Raw genomic sequence first — 17,512 nt, 5'->3', positions numbered from 1 at the left:
TGCTGCTCATCTTAATTTCAATGTCGATAGCCCTATCAATACCAAAATAATGGTAATAATCCAAAATCGCACGACCACTTGGTTCTCTTTCCATCCTTTCAATTCAAAATGATGATGCAACGGCGCCATACGGAAAATCCGCCGGCCTAGCAATTTAAACGATGCAACTTGCAGCATCACCGATAGCGCTTCCACTACAAAAACCCCTCCCATGATCACCAGCACGATCTCCTGGCGCACTATGACAGTCACAACCCCCAGCGCGGCACCCAATGCCAGCGCGCCGACATCGCCCATGAACACTTCCGCGGGATATGCGTTAAACCATAGGAATGCGAGACCTGCGCCAGCCATTGCCCCACAAAATACCGATAACTCGCCAACGTTCGGGATATACGGAATACCCAAATACTTGGCAAATACCACATGGCCGGTGACATAAGCAAAAATCGCCAGCGCGCTGCTGATCAAAACCGTCGGCATAATCGCCAGGCCATCCAGCCCATCGGTCAAATTCACGGCATTGCTGGTGCCGACAATGACAAAATAAGTCAACACAACGAAGCCTATTGTCCCTAGTGAGATCGCCACCTCCTTGAAAAACGGAACGATCATATCCGTTTGCTCCGGTAACTCCGCAATGGAAACAAGGTAGGCCGCCACACCGATAGCGATTACGGACTGCCAAAAGAATTTTGATTTGGCCGACAGTCCTTTCGGATTACGATGCACAACCTTGCGATAGTCGTCCACCCAGCCGATTATGCCAAAACCTAGTGTGGTTAAAAGCACGACCCAGATATAGCGATTACCCAGATCGGACCAAAGCAAGGTTGTCAATACGATTGACATCAGGATCAAAGCACCGCCCATGGTCGGTGTACCCATTTTCACCAGATGGGTTTGCGGACCGTCATCACGAACGGATTGCCCGATCTTATAGGCTGTCAGTTTGCGTATCATGATCGGACCGATAATGAACGAAATCACCAATGCGGTTAAGGTAGCCATAACCGTCCGCAAGGTAATATAACCAAATACATTGAACGCTCGAATATCCTGTGCCAGCCATTGCGATAAAGTCAGCAGCATGATAACTCCTCAGGCTGCTCCAACTGCTTGACCACCCGCTCCATATGCATAAAACGCGAGCCTTTTACCAGCAAAGTGACATCCTCCGCCAGCAAGCTCTCGGTAGCACCTAACAACTCATCGATGGATCCAAAGTGCCGTGCGCCTTTACCGAACTCTTCCGCAGCGTAAGCGCTCAGTTCACCCAGTGTAAGTAATTGATCTAACCCTGCATTGCGCGCATCCCGACCAATGGTGCGATGCAAATCGATCGCCGAGTGACCCAATTCACCCATATCACCCAATACCAGTATTTTTTTACCTTTTGCAGCAGCCAATACGGCCAATGCCGCTCTCACCGAATCGGGATTGGCGTTATAGGTGTCATCAATCAGCAGTGCATGATGCAGGCCGCATTTCTTTTGCAATCGCCCCTGAACACCCCGGAACGATTCCAATCCGGCTCCAATCGATTCGATCGGTATGCCCACTGCCAGAGCCGCGGCGGCAGCCGCTAATGCATTGTAGATATTGTGCTTTCCCAGCGCATGAAGTCTTACTTCGATTGAACCGCCAGGCAACTGAAACAGGATCCGGTTGCCTTCATGATCCGTTTGCAATTGCGCACTGATTTGTGCTTGCGGTGCAATCAATCCAAAATCAATGATCCGGTGAACACCGGCCATTTCGCGCCATAATGACGCATACGGATCATCGGCATTGATCACTGCTATCCCTTGCGGCCCCAATCCATTGAATATTTCTCCTTTGGCTTGCGCAACCGCCGCTACGGAACCTAAACCTTCGATATGCGCTGCACCGGCGTTGGTGATCACAGCGACATCAGGCTTGGCCAATTGCGTCAGATAAGCGATTTCCCCGACATGATTCATACCCATTTCTATCACTGCATAGCGATGATGAGACCGCATCCGCAATAACATTTGCGGCACGCCGATGTCGTTATTCAAATTACCCTCGGTCGCCAGCACGCCCTCGTTCTGCCCGGCAAGCAAGGATGATTCCGCTGCCGTTGCTTGCCGCAATATTGCCGCGATCATTTCTTTAGTAGTGGTTTTTCCGTTACTGCCGGTAACGCCGATCAAAGGCATCGCAAAATGGCTTCTCCATTGTGCAGCCAAACGCCCCAGTCCCAGTCTCGTATCCTTTACGCGAATCAATGGGAAATCTTGTGGCAGATCAACAGCATCGGCTGTTAGCGGCACTATCGCAGCAACCGCTCCTTTCAGCTTGGCGCTATGAACGAAACGGCTGCCGTCGAATTTATCACCGGTTAATGCCACAAAGAGCTCACCTCCGGTAAGCGTGCGGCTGTCGGTACTAACACCAATAAACCGCGCATCCGGTCCGTTCCATTCGGCCTGTAAAATCGTTGCGGCTTGCTGGACCGTTATCATGATTGCACGCGCGCCTTTTCGGACAAATCTTTTAATACTTGCTGCACCACATCCGCATCGCTGAAAGCCAGTTTCTTTCCCTTGATTTCCTGGAATTTCTCATGACCCTTGCCGGCGATCAGGATCATATCCCCTTTGCGCGCATTGGCTATGACCTGGTAGATTGCCAGCGCTCGTTCAGTTTCTATCTGGTAATTCGTTTTTACTGTACCGGCAACAATATCTTTAATAATTTCCATGGGATCTTCCGATCGCGGATTGTCGCTGGTAAAAATAACCTCATCCGCCAGCCGGGTTGCGACTTCACCTATTAACGCGCGCTTTCCTCTGTCGCGATCGCCGCCACAGCCCACCACACTGAACAATCTTCCACGTTTTGCCATATCGTTTTTTTGATTCATTGTCCGCAACAATTCTCGCAATGTGCACAGCACTTTCTCGAGTGCATCAGGAGTATGCGCGTAATCCACTATGACAATAGGCTGGTCAACCCCCCCGTATTTTTCCATCCGCCCCGGTATGGGTTGCACAGATTGAAGCGCCCGGACCACATCCGGCAATTGAATCCCGCTTGCCAGCATCATCGCTGCGACTGCCAGCAAGTTGGATGCATTGAATTTACCCAGCAAACCGACTTTTAAATGTTCGTGATTATCCTCAAATTCGATGTCAAACTCCAGACCATCGATATCAAATTTTAGATTGGCGCCATATACCATACTGAATGAATCGGGATAGCGTTTTTCCGGATAATAAAATCCATAACCCATTACTTTTGTTGATGGATTAGTGATCTGTCTCGATAACTCCACACCCAGCACATCATCCATGTTGACAATCGCATATTTCAAGCCCGGCCAAAAAAACAAGCGCGCCTTGGCCGCGGCGTAAGCATTCATATCCTTGTGATAATCCAGATGATCACGTGATAAATTGGTTAGCACGGCCATTGAAAAAACGGTGCCATTGATTCGCCCTTGCACCAAACCATGCGATGAAACTTCCATGACCGCAACCTGCGCTCCTTGCGCTATGTACTTGGCCAAAGAACGCTGCAATACCGTTGGATCGGGCGTGGTATTTTCGGTTAAACCGAGATCGCCGCTAAATCCACTGCCGAGCGTGCCCAATACGGCGGTTTTTCTTCCCAAGCTCGCCATGGCTTGCGCATACCAGTGACTACAGGATGTTTTGCCGTTTGTCCCGGTAATTCCAACCATCCATACCTTTTCCGAGGGATGATCATAAACATGGCTGGCAATCAGGCCGGCATTTGCTTTCAGCGCCTCGATCGGCAACGACGGAATATGCCAATTGGCGTTCCAGGTAAAATTGTGCGGATCCCAAAGTATTGCATTGGCACCGGCCACGATTGCCTGCGGGATGAATTTGCGGCCATCGGTATTTTCCCCCGCATACGCCAGAAATGTGTCCCCTGGTTTTATAAGCCGGCTATCCGTAACCAGATTCTTGATCGCTACCCCCAATTCATCAATCCGTTGGTGATCAAACACCTTTTCAGCATTCCTATTGGCCGTCATCACGTTCATCCTTCGTCACCTATTTCCGGTGTTGCGGTGAAAGTAATGACATTGTTCGCAGGCGCATCGGGAGGTATATTTAGAATGCGTAATGCGCTGGACATCACCTTATTGAAAATGGGAGCCGCCACGGCACCGCCGAAATATTTGCCTGCCGAGGGCTCATCGATCATCACGGCAATAATCAGACGCGGATTCGATACCGGGGCATAACCCACAAAGGTTGAGATATAGCGTTTATTGTCATAATTGCCGCCAATCAGTTTGTGCGCCGTTCCGGTTTTACCGGCGACGCGATAACCGCTGATTTGCGCCAATGGTGCGGTACCGCCGGGCTTCGTTGCCATTTCCAGCATCTGACTCATGGCCATCGCGGTATCCCGCGAAATAACCCGTTGCCCCATAACCGGCATGTTTTGTTTCATTAGCGAAACCGGTTTCAATTCACCACCGCTGGAGAATATCGTATAGGCTCGGGCCAATTGCATCAGGCTGGTTGATATGCCGTGACCGTAGGACATGGTCGCTTGCTCGATCGGGCGCCATTTGTTGTAAGGCCGCAAAATGCCGCTCGCTTCGCCGGGGAAGCCGGAATTGGTCAATGCGCCGAAACCCGAGCGATTAAACATTTCCCACATGGTTTGAGGTTCCAGTGACAACGCGATCTTGGCCGTACCGACATTGCTCGATTGCTGAATGATTTGCGCAACTGTCAGATCGCCCTTGTTGCTGACATCCCGAATAGTTTTTCTGCCGACTTGCCACATCCCTGGCGCCGTGTGAAAGACAGTGTTCGAGTTAACCTTACCGACTTCCATCGCAATTGCGACTGTAAACGGTTTTAACGTGGATCCGGGCTCGAAAGTATCGATCAACGCACGGTTACGAATTCTTTCGTTAGTAATCGTTGACCGCCTGTTTGGGTTATACGCGGGAAGATTGGTCAACGCCAAAATTTCGCCCGTTTGCGCATCCAGTACGACGATGCTGCCCGCTTTTGCTTGATTTTCCAATACCGCATTTTTCAATTCCGCGTGCGCCCGGTACTGAATTCTGCGATCGATCGATAACACCAGATCTTGACCGGGCTTGGGCGGGCGGATATTTTCAACGTCTTCGATAATTTGCCCTTTGTTATCCTTCAATACCCGGCGGCGCCCCAACTCACCCGCCAGCAAATCCTGCCAACCGCGTTCAACACCTTCCTGGCCTTCGTCATTGATGTCGGTAAATCCCAACACATGGGCTGCAAATTCGCTTTCCGGGTAATACCGCTTGGATTCATGCAGCAAATGGATACCCCGGATCTTCAGCTTCATGATTTTCTCGGCGGTATCCGGCACGATTTGCCGCTTGAGATAAACAAAACGTCTGTTTTCTTTATTGATTAACGCATTGATTTCAGCGCTCTCCATCTCCAGTAAACGCGCCAATTGCTTCAGTCTTTCGGGATCAATTTCGATCATTTTCGGATCAGCATAGATCGAGGCAACGGGTGAACTGATCGCCAAAATGTGGCCATTGCGGTCGGTAATCATGCCGCGATCCGCATTCATGTCGACCACCCGGCTGTAACGCGACTCGCCTTTCTTCTGCAAAAAATCGTGGTGCATGCCTTGGAGATACGCTGCACGAACCGCCAAACTGATGAGACCAAGCGCTAATAAACTGAACAACAGGATCGAACGCCATGCCGACAGTTTGATTTGCGGTAACGCGGTTTTAATCTTGATCATGATGCACCTCCGCTTTCGAACGATCTTCCGCCGCATTAATCGATACAATTTGAATACTCGAAGCTGGCGGCACCACCATCTTCAAATGTTCTTTCGCTATTTGCTCGATACGCCCATGCATGATTAATGTGCTCTGCTCCAGTTGCAATCGACCCCATTCAACTTCCAATTTCTGCTCGATCTCTTTCTCTTTCTCCCATGCCATGAAAAGCTTGCGCACGGTATGCTGCGATGTCACCACGCCCAGCGAGCACGCGATCAATACCAGGACAAAAAAAATATTCAACTTAAACATCCGCTGATCCGTCTAATTGAATTTTTTCAGCCACACGCATCACCGCACTCCTTGCCCGGATATTTTCCGTCACTTCAAATTCGCCCGGGCGAATTGCCTTGCCAATTACTCGTAACGATTGCTTGCTAAATCTTTTCAGTTCACTTTGCCGCAGCGGCACTCCGCGCGGTAATTCGTCTGTACTGGCTGCTTTTCGCATGAACTGCTTCACCATCCGGTCTTCCAGCGAATGAAAACTGATCACTACCAATCGCCCGCCCGGCTTCAGCATTTCCACACCCTGCGGCAGCGCCTGCGATAATTCTTCCAGCTCCCGGTTTAAATGAATCCGTATCGCTTGAAAAGTCCGCGTCGCCGGGTGCTTACCATGCTCGCTTTCACGTTGTTTGACGCGCACCACTGCCGCAACAATCCCGGCGAGCTGGCTGGTCGTAGCAATCGGCTGTTGCACTCTTGCCGCCACAATCGCACGCGCAATGGATTTAGCAAACCGCTCCTCGCCATATTCCTTAATCACTTTTTCCAGCTGTTCCGTCGTTACGTCCGCCAGCCATTCCGCCGCCGTTTGCCCAGCCGATGTATCCATGCGCATGTCCAGTGGCCCGCTCGCACGAAAACTGAAACCGCGCGATATTTCTTCCAATTGCGGCGACGACACCCCCAAATCCAGCAAGATGCCATCAACCTGCGTAACACCGAACGCCTGCACCATCCGTTGCATCTGCGAGAAACTGCCGTGACATATGCAAAACCGGGAATCCTCAATCGTTTCACCGGACTTAACCGCTGCAGGATCTCTATCCAATGCGATCAACCGACCATGCTTGCCCAATCGCGACAAAATCAAACGGCTATGACCACCACGGCCAAAAGTTGCATCCACATACACGCCACCCGGTTTGACCGCCAATGCATCAACAGCTTCGTGCAACAGCACCGGTGTATGCATGGACCGCTCGGTTGCCGCGTTGCCTACAGTGAAAATCCATGCAGCTCTGGCGGCATATCGCCGCTCTTGAGCGCCAATGCATTTTCAATCTGTACCGTCCATTGCGATGCATCCCACAATTCAAACTTATTGCCCTGCCCAACCAGCACCACATCCTTGGATAAACCAGCAAACTCGCGAAGCGGCGGCGACACCAAAATACGGCCAGCGGCATCCATCTCGACATCGCAAGCATTCCCCATCAACAACCTTTGCAAGTTGCGGATTACTGGATCAAAACTGGAAAGATTATTGAGTTTTTGTTCTATCGGTTCCCAGGCTGGCTGAGGGTAAATCAGCAAACACTTGGAAGGATCAACCGTCACGATTAAGTGACCGGAGCAAGAAGACACCAGCTCGCCACGATATCTTGCGGGTATCGCAAGCCTACCTTTCGCATCCAGACTGAGCTGCGTGACGCCACGAAACATGCTGTCTCCTCATATTACGGAAAATTCATCGAGGCCCACCAAATTTTCCCACATTCTCCCACTAACTCCCACTTTAATCAAAAAATCCGCACTAGTCAAGCAGGAAATTGGGTTTTTATAGTTATGCGACAAAGACTTAATGCTGTCGCGGCTTGCATTCAAATGATCAATAAAATGTTCAAATAAATAAGATAGATAGAAGAAAAATGAAATGTGAGTTATCAATCTGATTGAAGAAATGGGAGAAAACGGGATTGTTTTCGAAGGTAAAAAAATGCACACTCGCGATTTCAATTTCCCACTTTAACCGCCGATGACACCCGCTTATTGGACGCAAGCGACCCAAGAATTGGCCGCCCGCGATACCGTGATGCAGCAATTGATCGCGCAATTCGCCGATGCCGCGCTGGAATCGCGTGGCTGCGCATTCACCACGCTGGCGCGTTCGATCGTCGGCCAGCAAATTTCCGTCAAAGCCGCGGAAAGCGTGTGGCAACGGGTCATCGCCACGATTCCCGAAATTACCCCGCACACGATTGCCGCAGCCGAACAGGAATTATTGCGATCGTGTGGATTGTCCGCGCGAAAAGTGATGTACCTGCACGACCTGTCGCGGCACTTCCGCGAAGGCGACTTGAATGAAACCGCATGGGAAAACTTGGACGATGAAACCATCATCAAGCAACTGATTCAGGTCAAAGGCATCGGCCGCTGGACCGCGGAAATGTTTTTGATATTCCACCTGCACCGCCCGGACGTGCTGCCGCTCGACGACATCGGCCTGCAACGCGCAATCAGCCTGCATTACTTCGATAAACAAGCCGTCGACAAAAATACCCTGATCGAAACCGCCAAACCGTGGCAACCCTGGCGCTCGGTCGCCACCTGGTACTTATGGCGCAGCCTGGATCCGCTGCCAGTGGCGTATTGAGATTTTGAGTTTTTGTTCAATTGACGCATGCCAATCATGAAGTTACACTCAACCAGGCAGCCTCAAAATCGCTTTACGACTGGAGTGTGACTTTCAGGAATACCAATGACCGATAGCAAACTTCACACGACACCATTCGATGTTGCCGAACATCTGAGAACCCCGGAAGAAATGGCCGCCTATCTCGAAGCATGCCTTGAAGAAGCCGGTGACGATGCCGCCTTCATCGCCCGCGCACTAGGTAACATCGCACGCGCCAAAGGCATGTCACAAATAGCCCGTGATTCCGGATTGTCGCGCGAAAGCCTGTACAAAGCGCTTTCAGGTGAACGCAACCCGAGCTTTGACACAATTCTGAAGGTAATCCATGCATTAGGAATCAAACTTCATGCAACGGCAGCACCAGCATCGGATCAGCAGACCGCTTCTGAGGTTAATGGATGATATTTTTTAGCTATCTGGCTAATTCTAGTTAAGCGCTTTGGAAGGACACGACACAATGAATCAACGAATTCTTGTTGCATCACTATCCCTTTGCCTAGTCACAGGGTGTACAACCAGAGATGGACACATCGCTGTATGTGAATGGGAGACTGAACGAGCGATGGTTTCTTATACACAGATTGATCGAGAGTCCACGAAACAAAATCTCATCGGAATGTGTATGAAGTCAAAGGGTTTTGTTCGTGACTCTAGGGGCCAATGGATCTACCACCTCTTCGCGTACTGAGTTTTGTGCAATGGAACGCCTAATTCACTTGGCAATCGCATTCCGAGACGCGATTGAAGCATGCCCAAGAATAATGTTGCCAATTACTTTCTCCAATTTTCCACGCGGGGCCTGCGGAGACGTGACACCTTTGCTCGGAGCATTTCTGATTGGGCATGGTTTCGAACCATTTGATTACATGCTTGGTGAGCGAGGGCCTTCGTCTCACGCTTGGTTACAGCGTGGCGATCTCGTTGTTGACGTTACAGCCGATCAGTTTGATGATTGCAATTGTTCCGTAATCGTTTCTCATGGCTCCGTGTGGCACCGCCAGTTTGATGGCAAAAGACAGCACATTGCTGATTACCGCATCTTTGACGAAAGAACGAAAGCGATTCTTGGCAGCGCGTATTCAGTGATTATTGCCAACTTGCCATCGACACTCAAATAGGACAAATATGCCACTATCATTGCAAGACAGAGTTCGTTTATATGGTGCACTCCGATCAGAGCTAAATAAGTTATCCGTTCAGGATATTCGGAATACAGTAGCTGCAGCTGGTTTTGATGTTTCGAAGATCCCCGCAAAGGCCGAAGCCCGCAGCGGCCTCGGTAGCAGAGCCGAAGTAATGCCGGTCATTGATCAGCTATATGGTCAAATGCATGAAGATCAAAAAGAAGCGGCATTATGTATTTTGGCAGAACGGCTCATCGGTCGTAACGATGAATTCGATTCTAGTGTGCAAAACATATTAAGTCGACATGGATTCCAATATCTACATGGCACTCTCGTTCCCGTAGCTGCACTGGACGCCCGAGAGTCCAAATTCATACCTCCATCCGCAGCGACAGAGTTAGCTCGAGCAATGTCCCGTCTTCTTGAGGGAGACTATAGTGGAGCAATAACTTCTGCTTGTGGAGCCGTAGACTTAGTTACACAAGATATTTACAAAACGCATGATCTCGGCGATCCAGGCAAGTCGTCATTCCAAACAAAAGTGAATACCGCACTTCAACGACAAAAAATTTTTGAAACTATGGCTCAGGAGTTTGAGCAAATTGGAATGAAGCAAAATGATGTCAATGATTTGATATGTGAAATGAGAAAGTCTAGTAATCATGCGGCGCATGCACTCCAAATACTACGCCGGGCAATGGGTGATACGCACGGCTCTAAGCCCGCACTTCGGCAAACCGCATACGATGCTATCAAATGGTCATCAGCTCTTTGTGGAATTCTTGAACGTGCTAAGGAATAACGAACAAGAAAATATCACTACCGAAATCAGATCTTGAATTGTGCACACAAACATTCAAAACTATTCAACAAGCAGCATTTTTTTAATTGCAATATTTAGAAAAGAAGCTATTTTGTAGTGAGAAATGTACCGATTGCTTTCTTGAATCTACTCCCTTTTTCCATCATCCTCTTTACTCTGGGCATTTGTTTATAATCCATCATCTCATCTAATTTGCACCTCATGATCAACTACCAATACTTTCAGAAATCGCTGAATCACTTGCAAGCGCAATTTTTAAACTACCAATCGCTGGATCCGGCATTGCCGAAGTTGATGCAGGAGGCGGTGGCAGAGTCGGTGATTCAGCGTTTTGAGGTGTGTTATGACTGCTTGTGGAAAGTGTTGAAGCGCTACCTGGTTGAAGTATTGGGCATTCCGGAGATACCGAACAGTCCGAAGCCGATTTTCCGGTTGGCTGCTGAAAACAACCTGTTGCCTTCCGCTGTTGAGCGATGGCTGGATTATGCCGAAGCGCGGACTCATACCACGCACGATTACAGCGGCGAGAAAGCCAAGGCATGTTTGTCGCTGATGGGCGATTTTATTCGCGATGCGACTGCGCTTTATCAGTCGCTGAGTAAGCAAACTGGAAAGTAATGCAGGCTCTTGATGTTACGCCAGATCAGCGCAGAATCCTGCTCGATCTGCTGAATGACTATCTGCCTGACGTGACGGTTTGGGCTTACGGTTCACGTATCAAAGGAACGGCGCGCCCGCAATCCGATTTGGATTTGGCGGTTTTTGCATCCGCGGAGCACAAGCGGTCTGTCGCCGCATTGAAAGAAGCATTGGAAGAAAGTCAGCTGCCGTTCCGGGTCGATTTATTCGTCTGGGATGAAATCCCGGCACAGTTTCGCGACAATATTCAACAGGCGCATGTGGTTTTGGTCAATGCGCGTTCGTCATAACTCACTCTTCAGGTTTATCATACGGTCTTTACCGATTGATCACATTCAAAATTTATGGAACCAGTCTATTTCGACCACAACGCCACCACCCGCGTCGACGATGCGGTTCTTGAAGCCATGCTGCCGTATTTTCAGCAGCAATTCGGCAACGCGTCGAGCCGTCATAGCTATGGCATCCAAGCGCGGCGGGCGATTGATAAGGCGCGCAAGCAGGTGGCGGAGGCAGTCGGGGTGCAGCCGGTGCAGGTGATTTTCACCAGCGGCGGTTCGGAAGCGAATAATTTGTTCATTCGCGGTGCGGTGGATAGTTTGAAGCCCGACAATCTGTTCATTAGTGCGATCGAGCATCCGTGCGTGCTGAAACCGGCGCAGGCGATTGCGCGGCGTAGTTGCGAGGCATGGAACATACATCAGTTAGCGGTCAATGCGGACGGACAAGTCGATGTGACTGCTGCCGGAACCGCGATGCAAGCGGCTAAACCGGGGGTGGTATCGGTGATGCTGGCGAACAACGAAACCGGCGTGATTCAGGATGTCGCCGCCATTGCCAAACTGGTCCGTTCACAGGGTGGATACGTGCATACCGACGCGGTGCAGGGATTGGGGAAAATTCCGGTGGGTTTCACCTCGCTGAAAGTCCATGCAATGACGTTGTCGGCGCATAAGATTTACGGTCCGAAGGGGGCGGCAGCGTTGATCGTGGATAAACGACTGTTGCTGAAACCATTGATTTATGGCGGCGGGCACGAGAACGGCTTGCGTTCCGGCACCGAGAACGTACCGGCGATTGTCGGCTTCGGCCTGGCGTGTGAATTGGCAGCCGCACGCCAGACGGAAACCGCGCAGCATACCGCCCGCTTACGCGAGCAGCTTGAAGCCGGTTTGACCGGTATGGGCGCGGTAATTTTCGGCGGACAGGCGTCGCGTATTCCGAATACTTGTTATTTCGCGCTACCGGATATTGAGGGCGATACGCTGGTGGTGAAGCTCGATAAAGCCGGTTTTGCTGTTGCCGCCGGGGCGGCTTGCTCCAGCGTCAATCCGGGACAAAGCCATGTACTGAGTGCGATGGGTATCGACCCGATGCTGGCGCGCTGCGCGGTGCGCGTGAGCCTGGGGCGCGACAACACGGTGGAACAAATCGATGGCTTTTTGCGCGCCACACACCAAATTGTTGCGGAGTTGCAGCAAATGGGCGGTATTTCGCTTTAATAACGCACGCTTTTTGCAAACTTCGCTACAATGCCGGATTGATCAAACTGCTCCGCGCAATTAATCCCGTTTATGACAAATCCAACCGTACAGCCGATCAAAGCGATCATTCTCAGCGCCGGTCAAGGCCGGCGACTGCTGCCGCTGACCGAAAATACGCCGAAATGCCTGCTGCCGGTCGCCGATAAGCCGGTATTGGCGTGGCAAATTGACGCATTACTCGCCGCCGGCATCGGCAACATTACCGTTATTACCGGTTTTCAAGTGGGATTGATCGAAGAATTGCTGCAACAGCAGTATGCGCAATATCCCGGCATCAACATCCTTTTCAATCCTTTTTACGAAGTGGCGGATAATCTCGCGAGCTGCTGGATTGCGCGCGGTGAAATGGATTGCGATTTTTTAATCCTGAACGGCGACACCGTGATCGAGCCTGCCTTGCTAAACAAAGTCTTGAATTCACCTGCGGCGCCGATTACACTCAGCGTTGATTTTAAGAACAGCTACGATGCCGATGATATGAAAGTACAACTGGATACCGGCGGATGGGTGCAACAAGTCAGCAAAATTGTGCCGCCGCATCAGGTTAATGCGGAGTCAATCGGCTTGATTTATTTTCGGGGTGACGGTGTGCGTCTGTTCCGGCAGGCGGTGGAAGAAGCGTTGCGCCACCCGGCGGAATTGAAATCGTGGTATCTATCGATCATTGACCGGCTCGCCAAACAACATCAAGTGAATTCCTGTCCGATCAACGGATTACGCTGGTGCGAAGTCGATTTTATTGAGGATTTATCGCGCGCTGGCATTATTTTCAGCCAATAACCGGATATGACAAGCCTTTCGATTCCATCCGAATTTAACGCCACAATGCGCAAATTCGGCGCACCGCAAACCATTATCCGTTCGTATCGCTACTGGTCGGTGTTGCTGCGCCCGGCGCAAGCCACGCTGGGTGCGTTGGTATTGGCTGCGCACGAACCGGTCACGGCATTTTCGCAACTAAGCACGGCCAGTTTCACCGAACTGCATGAAGCTACACGCGATATCGAAACCGTACTGACCAAAGCATTTCACTACGATAAGATCAACTATCTGATGCTGATGATGGTCGATCCGGATGTGCATTTTCACGTGTTGCCACGCTATGCGCAGGCTCAATCGTTTGCCGGTATCGAATTTACCGACGCCGGTTGGCCGGCAGTGCCGAATTTAAGCCACGTCAATGCTACCGGCGCGGCGATCAATCAACAAATTATCGATCATATTCAAGCTTGCTGGCCATGAGCGACACTGTCAATTCCTCCGAAGCCGAAGAAAAAACACCTTACGTCAAGGAATTTCCATTGCGTGAAGCGCATCATCTGGTGCGCGACTTGATGACGCCGAATCCCTGGATCTACTGGACCGATTTTCTGTTTCATATCACCCTCGGCTGGGCCGCTTTTATCACGGCCTTACTTTCTCCGCTATTTTCACTGTGGCAACTGGGAAGCTTTGTAGTCGCCGTGTTGGCTTTGTACCGTTCCGCGATCTTTGTACACGAACTAGCGCATTTGAAAAAAGGCACGTTTCAAAATTTTCGCCTGATATGGAACATTCTGAGCGGCATCCCATTTATGATCCCGTCGTTTACTTACGACGGCGTGCATAATGACCATCACAAACCGGATGTTTACGGCACGACTGCGGACGGCGAGTACCTGCCGTTCGCCACGCGTAAGCCGGCGGAGATAGTGATTTACGTATTGTTGTCGTTTTTGATTCCGATCGCATTGGCGGCACGCTTCGTGCTACTGACACCGATTTCGTACCTGATTCCGCCGTTGCGTAGAATCGTTTGGGAACGCGCTTCGTCGCTGACCATCGATCCCACTTACCGGCGCGCACCGGATGCAATCCGCAACGATCTCAATTGGCAGCGGCAGGAACTCGGCGCTTTTGTATTCGGTGCCAGCGTCATCGCGATGGTCTGGTTCGGTGTGTTACCGGTTTCGGTGCTGGTATTGTGGTACCTGATTGCTGTCACCATATTTATTCTCAATTCGCTGCGCACATTGGCGGCGCACGCCTACCGCAATCCCGGCGACCGCAAAATGACCTTGCCGGAACAATACCTCGACTCAATCAATATTCCCGGTAATATCCTGGTCACACCATTATGGGCGCCGGTCGGATTGCGTTATCACGCCACTCACCATTTGTTCATGAGCATGCCATACCATAATCTGGGGCGGGCGCAACGCCGCTTGGTTAACGAGCTCACTGACAATTCGCAGTATATTAAAACCATCCGCAGCGGCCTCTGGCCGGCACTCAAACAAATTTGGCGCGAGTCGTCAGAGGTCACCGCAAAAGCTTCGCAACAGCAAAACAGTTGATGTTGAAAACCATCCACCCGCCCGCAGAAGATCCGCAACCAGTCATGAACAAGCTGGTACTGCTCCGGCATGGACAGAGCCTCTGGAATCGCGACAAAATATTTACCGGCTGGAGCGATGTCGCTTTGAGCCCGAAAGGCGAGCAGGAAGCCAAGCAAGCAGCTTTTCTGCTGCAGCAAGCCGGTTTTACATTTGATCTATGTTTTACCTCGATGCTGCAACGCACGACTACAACCGCGCGTATCGTGCTCGCGGCGATGCAACTCGATATCCCGGTTCATCAAAACTGGCGCTTAAATGAACGTCACTATGGCGCGCTGGAAGGAATGGAGCGATGGCCGGCTATAAAACAATTCGGCGTCTGGCCGATTCTCGGTTGCCAAATCAAATTTGACGCCATGCCGCCGGTGTTGCACCGCGACGATATCCGATACCCGGGTCATCAGCGGTTGTATCACGGCATCGACCCGGCGCTGCTGCCGGCTGGCGAGAGCATGCAGCAAACACGCGCGCGCCTTGCGCCCTACTGGCTCGATACCATTTTGCCGGAAATCCGGCACGGCAAGCGTATTCTAATCGTTTCCCACCGCAATACTTTACGGGTGCTGCGGATGCTGCTGGATCAACTGACGCCGTTGCAAGTGATGAAGCAAAAATTTGCGACCGGACGACCTATCGTGTACGAATTGGATCAACAAGGCCGGGCACTGCAACATTATTATGTGGATCAACGAATCTGAGCTTCGATTCAAGATGGCGCTGATTCACAGCTTTGCTCCGATCGTAGGTAGTCATGCCAGAATCCTGATCCTTGGCAGCATGCCCGGTACAGCATCACTTGCCGCCAATCAATACTACGCGCATCGCCGCAATGCATTCTGGCCGATCATGACTTCATTCCTGCGAATTCAAGCGGATGCGCCGTATCATGAAAAAGTCGCCGCCCTGCAATCATCGCCAATCGCACTCTGGGACGTGCTGCAGTCTTGCAAGCGCTCAGGTAGTCTGGATTCCAGCATCGAAATCGACACTCAATCAATCAACGATTTCCAAACCTTTTTTTCAAACTATCCCACTATTTGCTATATCTTTTTTAACGGCAGCAAAGCCGAGGCCTGCTTTAAACGCTTCGTTCCGTTAACGAATGATGTTAAGTCCATGAATCTATCGCGCTTACCTTCGACCAGTCCGGCAAATGCCCGACTATCGCTTGAAGACAAGTTTAGAATCTGGCACAAAACCATTAATCAGGCGTTAGCAATCGATCATCCGCTCCCGGAAACAAAATAGGAATACTTGACTACCGAGCATGGAATACGTTTAACTAATACATGCAATGAAAAAAACTTCTAACTAAATACAAGGAACTCGTGAAATGAAAAAACTCGTCATTATTGCTTTTGTCATTTTCGCAGCCGGATATGTGGCGTTAATGATTCAACATTTTTAATGAAGCTTTAATTAATAACGCACATCGAGAGGGCATATAGCGCATCGCATGTTAAAAAAATTGCATGACCTTTGCCATCAATCAAGCAACGGTTTTTTATGCGGATATGCCCTTATTTAACGTCAACTGCCTGCTGTTCATCTTCCTGGCTTTAACAACCCTGGTACTGCATACTCAGATTGATCAGTATGAACCAATCGGAACTGATATTCTGGACGGCGATTGGAAATATCGTCCTGCACGCAGCAATCACGTCGAAATCTCCGGCAATACCCTCACCCTTTATTCCGACGATGCGAATACTGGCATCAGCGTGCAGCACGACTTATTTCCGGTAAAACCGGGCACCCTCATTTTGGTATCTGCCGAAGTGAAATGCATAAATGTTGTCCCTGGTAAAAATACTTGGAGTTTAGCCAGAATTCTGTTTGCACAAAATGACGGCAAATCAGATCAATGGCAGCTGCCACATACAGTGGTCAAACTGACCGGTGATCACGATTGGAAAACTTATCAAACAGCTTTTTTAATTGACGAGGATACTCAATCGATCAAATTGTATGCACAAATAAGTCAATCAACCGGGCTGCTGAAAATCAGAAATATCCGTGTTTTTCCCGTCTTGGAAAATGAAATTTATCCAACAGTGAAAAAGATTATTCTGACGGCTTGGGGGGGATTTTTCTTGCTTCTGGCCGGCTCACTGCTTTTCGCTCATCAGAAAAACATTGTTCTCCGCGTTACGTTGCTAGTTCCCTTGATTTCTATCCTTGCCGGCACAACGGTTCCGAGCGATATTAAAATTTCATTGTTGGACGAAGTCAAAACTCAGATCCATGCGGAGAGCGATACTTTCAAAGAAATGATTCCGTGGGACTTGGATAAGGTCGGTCATGTGTTTTTCTTTTTTCTACTGGGACTGATAATTCGCGTGACAATGGCGGATGGATCTATCTTCCAAATTATTGCTGTCGTTCTGATGCTGGCAGCCGGAACTGAAATAACGCAGTTGTATATCGAAGGGCGAACACCACTGCCAAGCGATTTCTATATTGACATCGCGGGTGCTGCTGCTGGTATCGTTTTGGCATCACTTCTGGGGTTTATTGGAGGAAAGGTTTTTGCTGCCAGGAAGTGAATCGG

General features: G+C 50.1%; 20 protein-coding genes. 13 read left to right on the top strand and 7 right to left on the bottom strand.

All coding sequences use genetic code 11. From position 1 onward, the window contains the following. Window positions 1-6: 6 nt before the first annotated feature. From mraY to mraZ, 7 genes are read right to left on the bottom strand one after another with little or no spacing between them, the layout of a single operon-like run. The gene (gene mraY / locus KF839_RS08490) at window positions 7-1,092 is read right to left on the bottom strand and encodes a phospho-N-acetylmuramoyl-pentapeptide-transferase (protein ID WP_292917410.1); all 1,086 of its coding nucleotides are present in this window, start codon (window positions 1,090-1,092) and stop codon (window positions 7-9) included. Next, complete coding sequence (locus KF839_RS08485) at window positions 1,083-2,489, bottom strand: UDP-N-acetylmuramoyl-tripeptide--D-alanyl-D-alanine ligase (protein ID WP_292917409.1); 1,407 nt, start codon at window positions 2,487-2,489, stop codon at window positions 1,083-1,085. The genes mraY and KF839_RS08485 overlap by 10 nt, the downstream gene beginning before the upstream one ends. Continuing rightward, complete coding sequence (locus KF839_RS08480; protein WP_292917408.1) at window positions 2,486-4,030, bottom strand: UDP-N-acetylmuramoyl-L-alanyl-D-glutamate--2,6-diaminopimelate ligase; 1,545 nt, start codon at window positions 4,028-4,030, stop codon at window positions 2,486-2,488. Before KF839_RS08480 ends, KF839_RS08485 begins: the two co-directional genes overlap by 4 nt. A 5-nt stretch (window positions 4,031-4,035) precedes the next feature. Continuing rightward, complete coding sequence (locus KF839_RS08475) at window positions 4,036-5,766, bottom strand: peptidoglycan D,D-transpeptidase FtsI family protein (RefSeq protein WP_292917407.1); 1,731 nt, start codon at window positions 5,764-5,766, stop codon at window positions 4,036-4,038. Beyond that, window positions 5,753-6,061 carry a cell division protein FtsL gene (ftsL, locus tag KF839_RS08470; RefSeq protein ID WP_292917406.1) on the bottom strand — a complete coding sequence of 103 codons (309 nt, stop codon included), beginning with the start codon at window positions 6,059-6,061 and terminating at the stop codon, window positions 5,753-5,755. Before ftsL ends, KF839_RS08475 begins: the two co-directional genes overlap by 14 nt. Beyond that, the gene (gene rsmH / locus KF839_RS08465; protein WP_292917405.1) at window positions 6,054-7,010 is read right to left on the bottom strand and encodes a 16S rRNA (cytosine(1402)-N(4))-methyltransferase RsmH; all 957 of its coding nucleotides are present in this window, start codon (window positions 7,008-7,010) and stop codon (window positions 6,054-6,056) included. The genes ftsL and rsmH overlap by 8 nt, the downstream gene beginning before the upstream one ends. A gap of 23 nt (window positions 7,011-7,033) precedes the next feature. Then, entirely contained in the window at window positions 7,034-7,480 is a 447-nt protein-coding gene (mraZ, locus tag KF839_RS08460; RefSeq protein WP_292917404.1) for a division/cell wall cluster transcriptional repressor MraZ, read from the bottom strand. 313 nt (window positions 7,481-7,793) lie between these two features. Here mraZ and KF839_RS08455 point away from each other — a divergent pair, with 313 nt between their 5' ends. From KF839_RS08455 to KF839_RS08395, 13 genes are all read left to right on the top strand, one after another. Beyond that, entirely contained in the window at window positions 7,794-8,411 is a 618-nt protein-coding gene (locus KF839_RS08455) for a DNA-3-methyladenine glycosylase family protein (protein WP_292917403.1), read from the top strand. 105 nt (window positions 8,412-8,516) lie between these two features. Beyond that, entirely contained in the window at window positions 8,517-8,855 is a 339-nt protein-coding gene (locus KF839_RS08450; protein WP_292917402.1) for an addiction module antidote protein, read from the top strand. Between the two features lie 296 nt (window positions 8,856-9,151). Then, on the top strand, window positions 9,152-9,571 hold the full coding sequence (locus tag KF839_RS08445) for a hypothetical protein (RefSeq protein ID WP_292917401.1): 420 nt from the start codon (window positions 9,152-9,154) through the stop codon (window positions 9,569-9,571). A gap of 7 nt (window positions 9,572-9,578) precedes the next feature. Then, complete coding sequence (locus KF839_RS08440; protein ID WP_292917400.1) at window positions 9,579-10,379, top strand: hypothetical protein; 801 nt, start codon at window positions 9,579-9,581, stop codon at window positions 10,377-10,379. Between the two features lie 222 nt (window positions 10,380-10,601). After that, window positions 10,602-11,018: a nucleotidyltransferase substrate binding protein gene (locus KF839_RS08435; protein WP_292917399.1), complete on the top strand. Its 417-nt coding sequence runs from the start codon at window positions 10,602-10,604 to the stop codon at window positions 11,016-11,018. Further along, the gene (locus tag KF839_RS08430) at window positions 11,018-11,329 is read left to right on the top strand and encodes a nucleotidyltransferase family protein (RefSeq protein ID WP_292917398.1); all 312 of its coding nucleotides are present in this window, start codon (window positions 11,018-11,020) and stop codon (window positions 11,327-11,329) included. Before KF839_RS08435 ends, KF839_RS08430 begins: the two co-directional genes overlap by 1 nt. Window positions 11,330-11,383: 54 nt before the next feature. Continuing rightward, window positions 11,384-12,541, top strand: a complete 1,158-nt coding sequence (locus KF839_RS08425; protein WP_292917397.1) for a cysteine desulfurase family protein — start codon at window positions 11,384-11,386, stop codon at window positions 12,539-12,541. 72 nt (window positions 12,542-12,613) lie between these two features. After that, on the top strand, window positions 12,614-13,363 hold the full coding sequence (locus KF839_RS08420) for a phosphocholine cytidylyltransferase family protein (protein WP_292917396.1): 750 nt from the start codon (window positions 12,614-12,616) through the stop codon (window positions 13,361-13,363). Window positions 13,364-13,369: 6 nt separating this feature from the next. Further along, a complete protein-coding gene (locus tag KF839_RS08415; protein WP_292917395.1) occupies window positions 13,370-13,825 on the top strand; it encodes an HIT family protein in 456 nt (151 codons plus the stop codon). Next, window positions 13,822-14,919 carry a fatty acid desaturase family protein gene (locus tag KF839_RS08410; protein ID WP_292917394.1) on the top strand — a complete coding sequence of 366 codons (1,098 nt, stop codon included), beginning with the start codon at window positions 13,822-13,824 and terminating at the stop codon, window positions 14,917-14,919. The genes KF839_RS08415 and KF839_RS08410 overlap by 4 nt, the downstream gene beginning before the upstream one ends. After that, entirely contained in the window at window positions 14,919-15,659 is a 741-nt protein-coding gene (locus tag KF839_RS08405; protein ID WP_292917393.1) for a 2,3-bisphosphoglycerate-dependent phosphoglycerate mutase, read from the top strand. Before KF839_RS08410 ends, KF839_RS08405 begins: the two co-directional genes overlap by 1 nt. Before the next feature lie 13 nt (window positions 15,660-15,672). Further along, entirely contained in the window at window positions 15,673-16,209 is a 537-nt protein-coding gene (locus KF839_RS08400; RefSeq protein ID WP_292917392.1) for a DNA-deoxyinosine glycosylase, read from the top strand. Window positions 16,210-16,433: 224 nt separating this feature from the next. Further along, window positions 16,434-17,507, top strand: a complete 1,074-nt coding sequence (locus KF839_RS08395; RefSeq protein ID WP_292917391.1) for a VanZ family protein — start codon at window positions 16,434-16,436, stop codon at window positions 17,505-17,507. Window positions 17,508-17,512 lie beyond the last annotated feature (5 nt).

This window comes from Nitrosomonas sp. (genome assembly GCF_019635155.1).
Lineage (GTDB): Bacteria > Pseudomonadota > Gammaproteobacteria > Burkholderiales > Nitrosomonadaceae > Nitrosomonas.
Note: the sequence above shows the minus strand (reverse complement) of the source record. Positions and strands in the feature narration are given on the sequence as shown.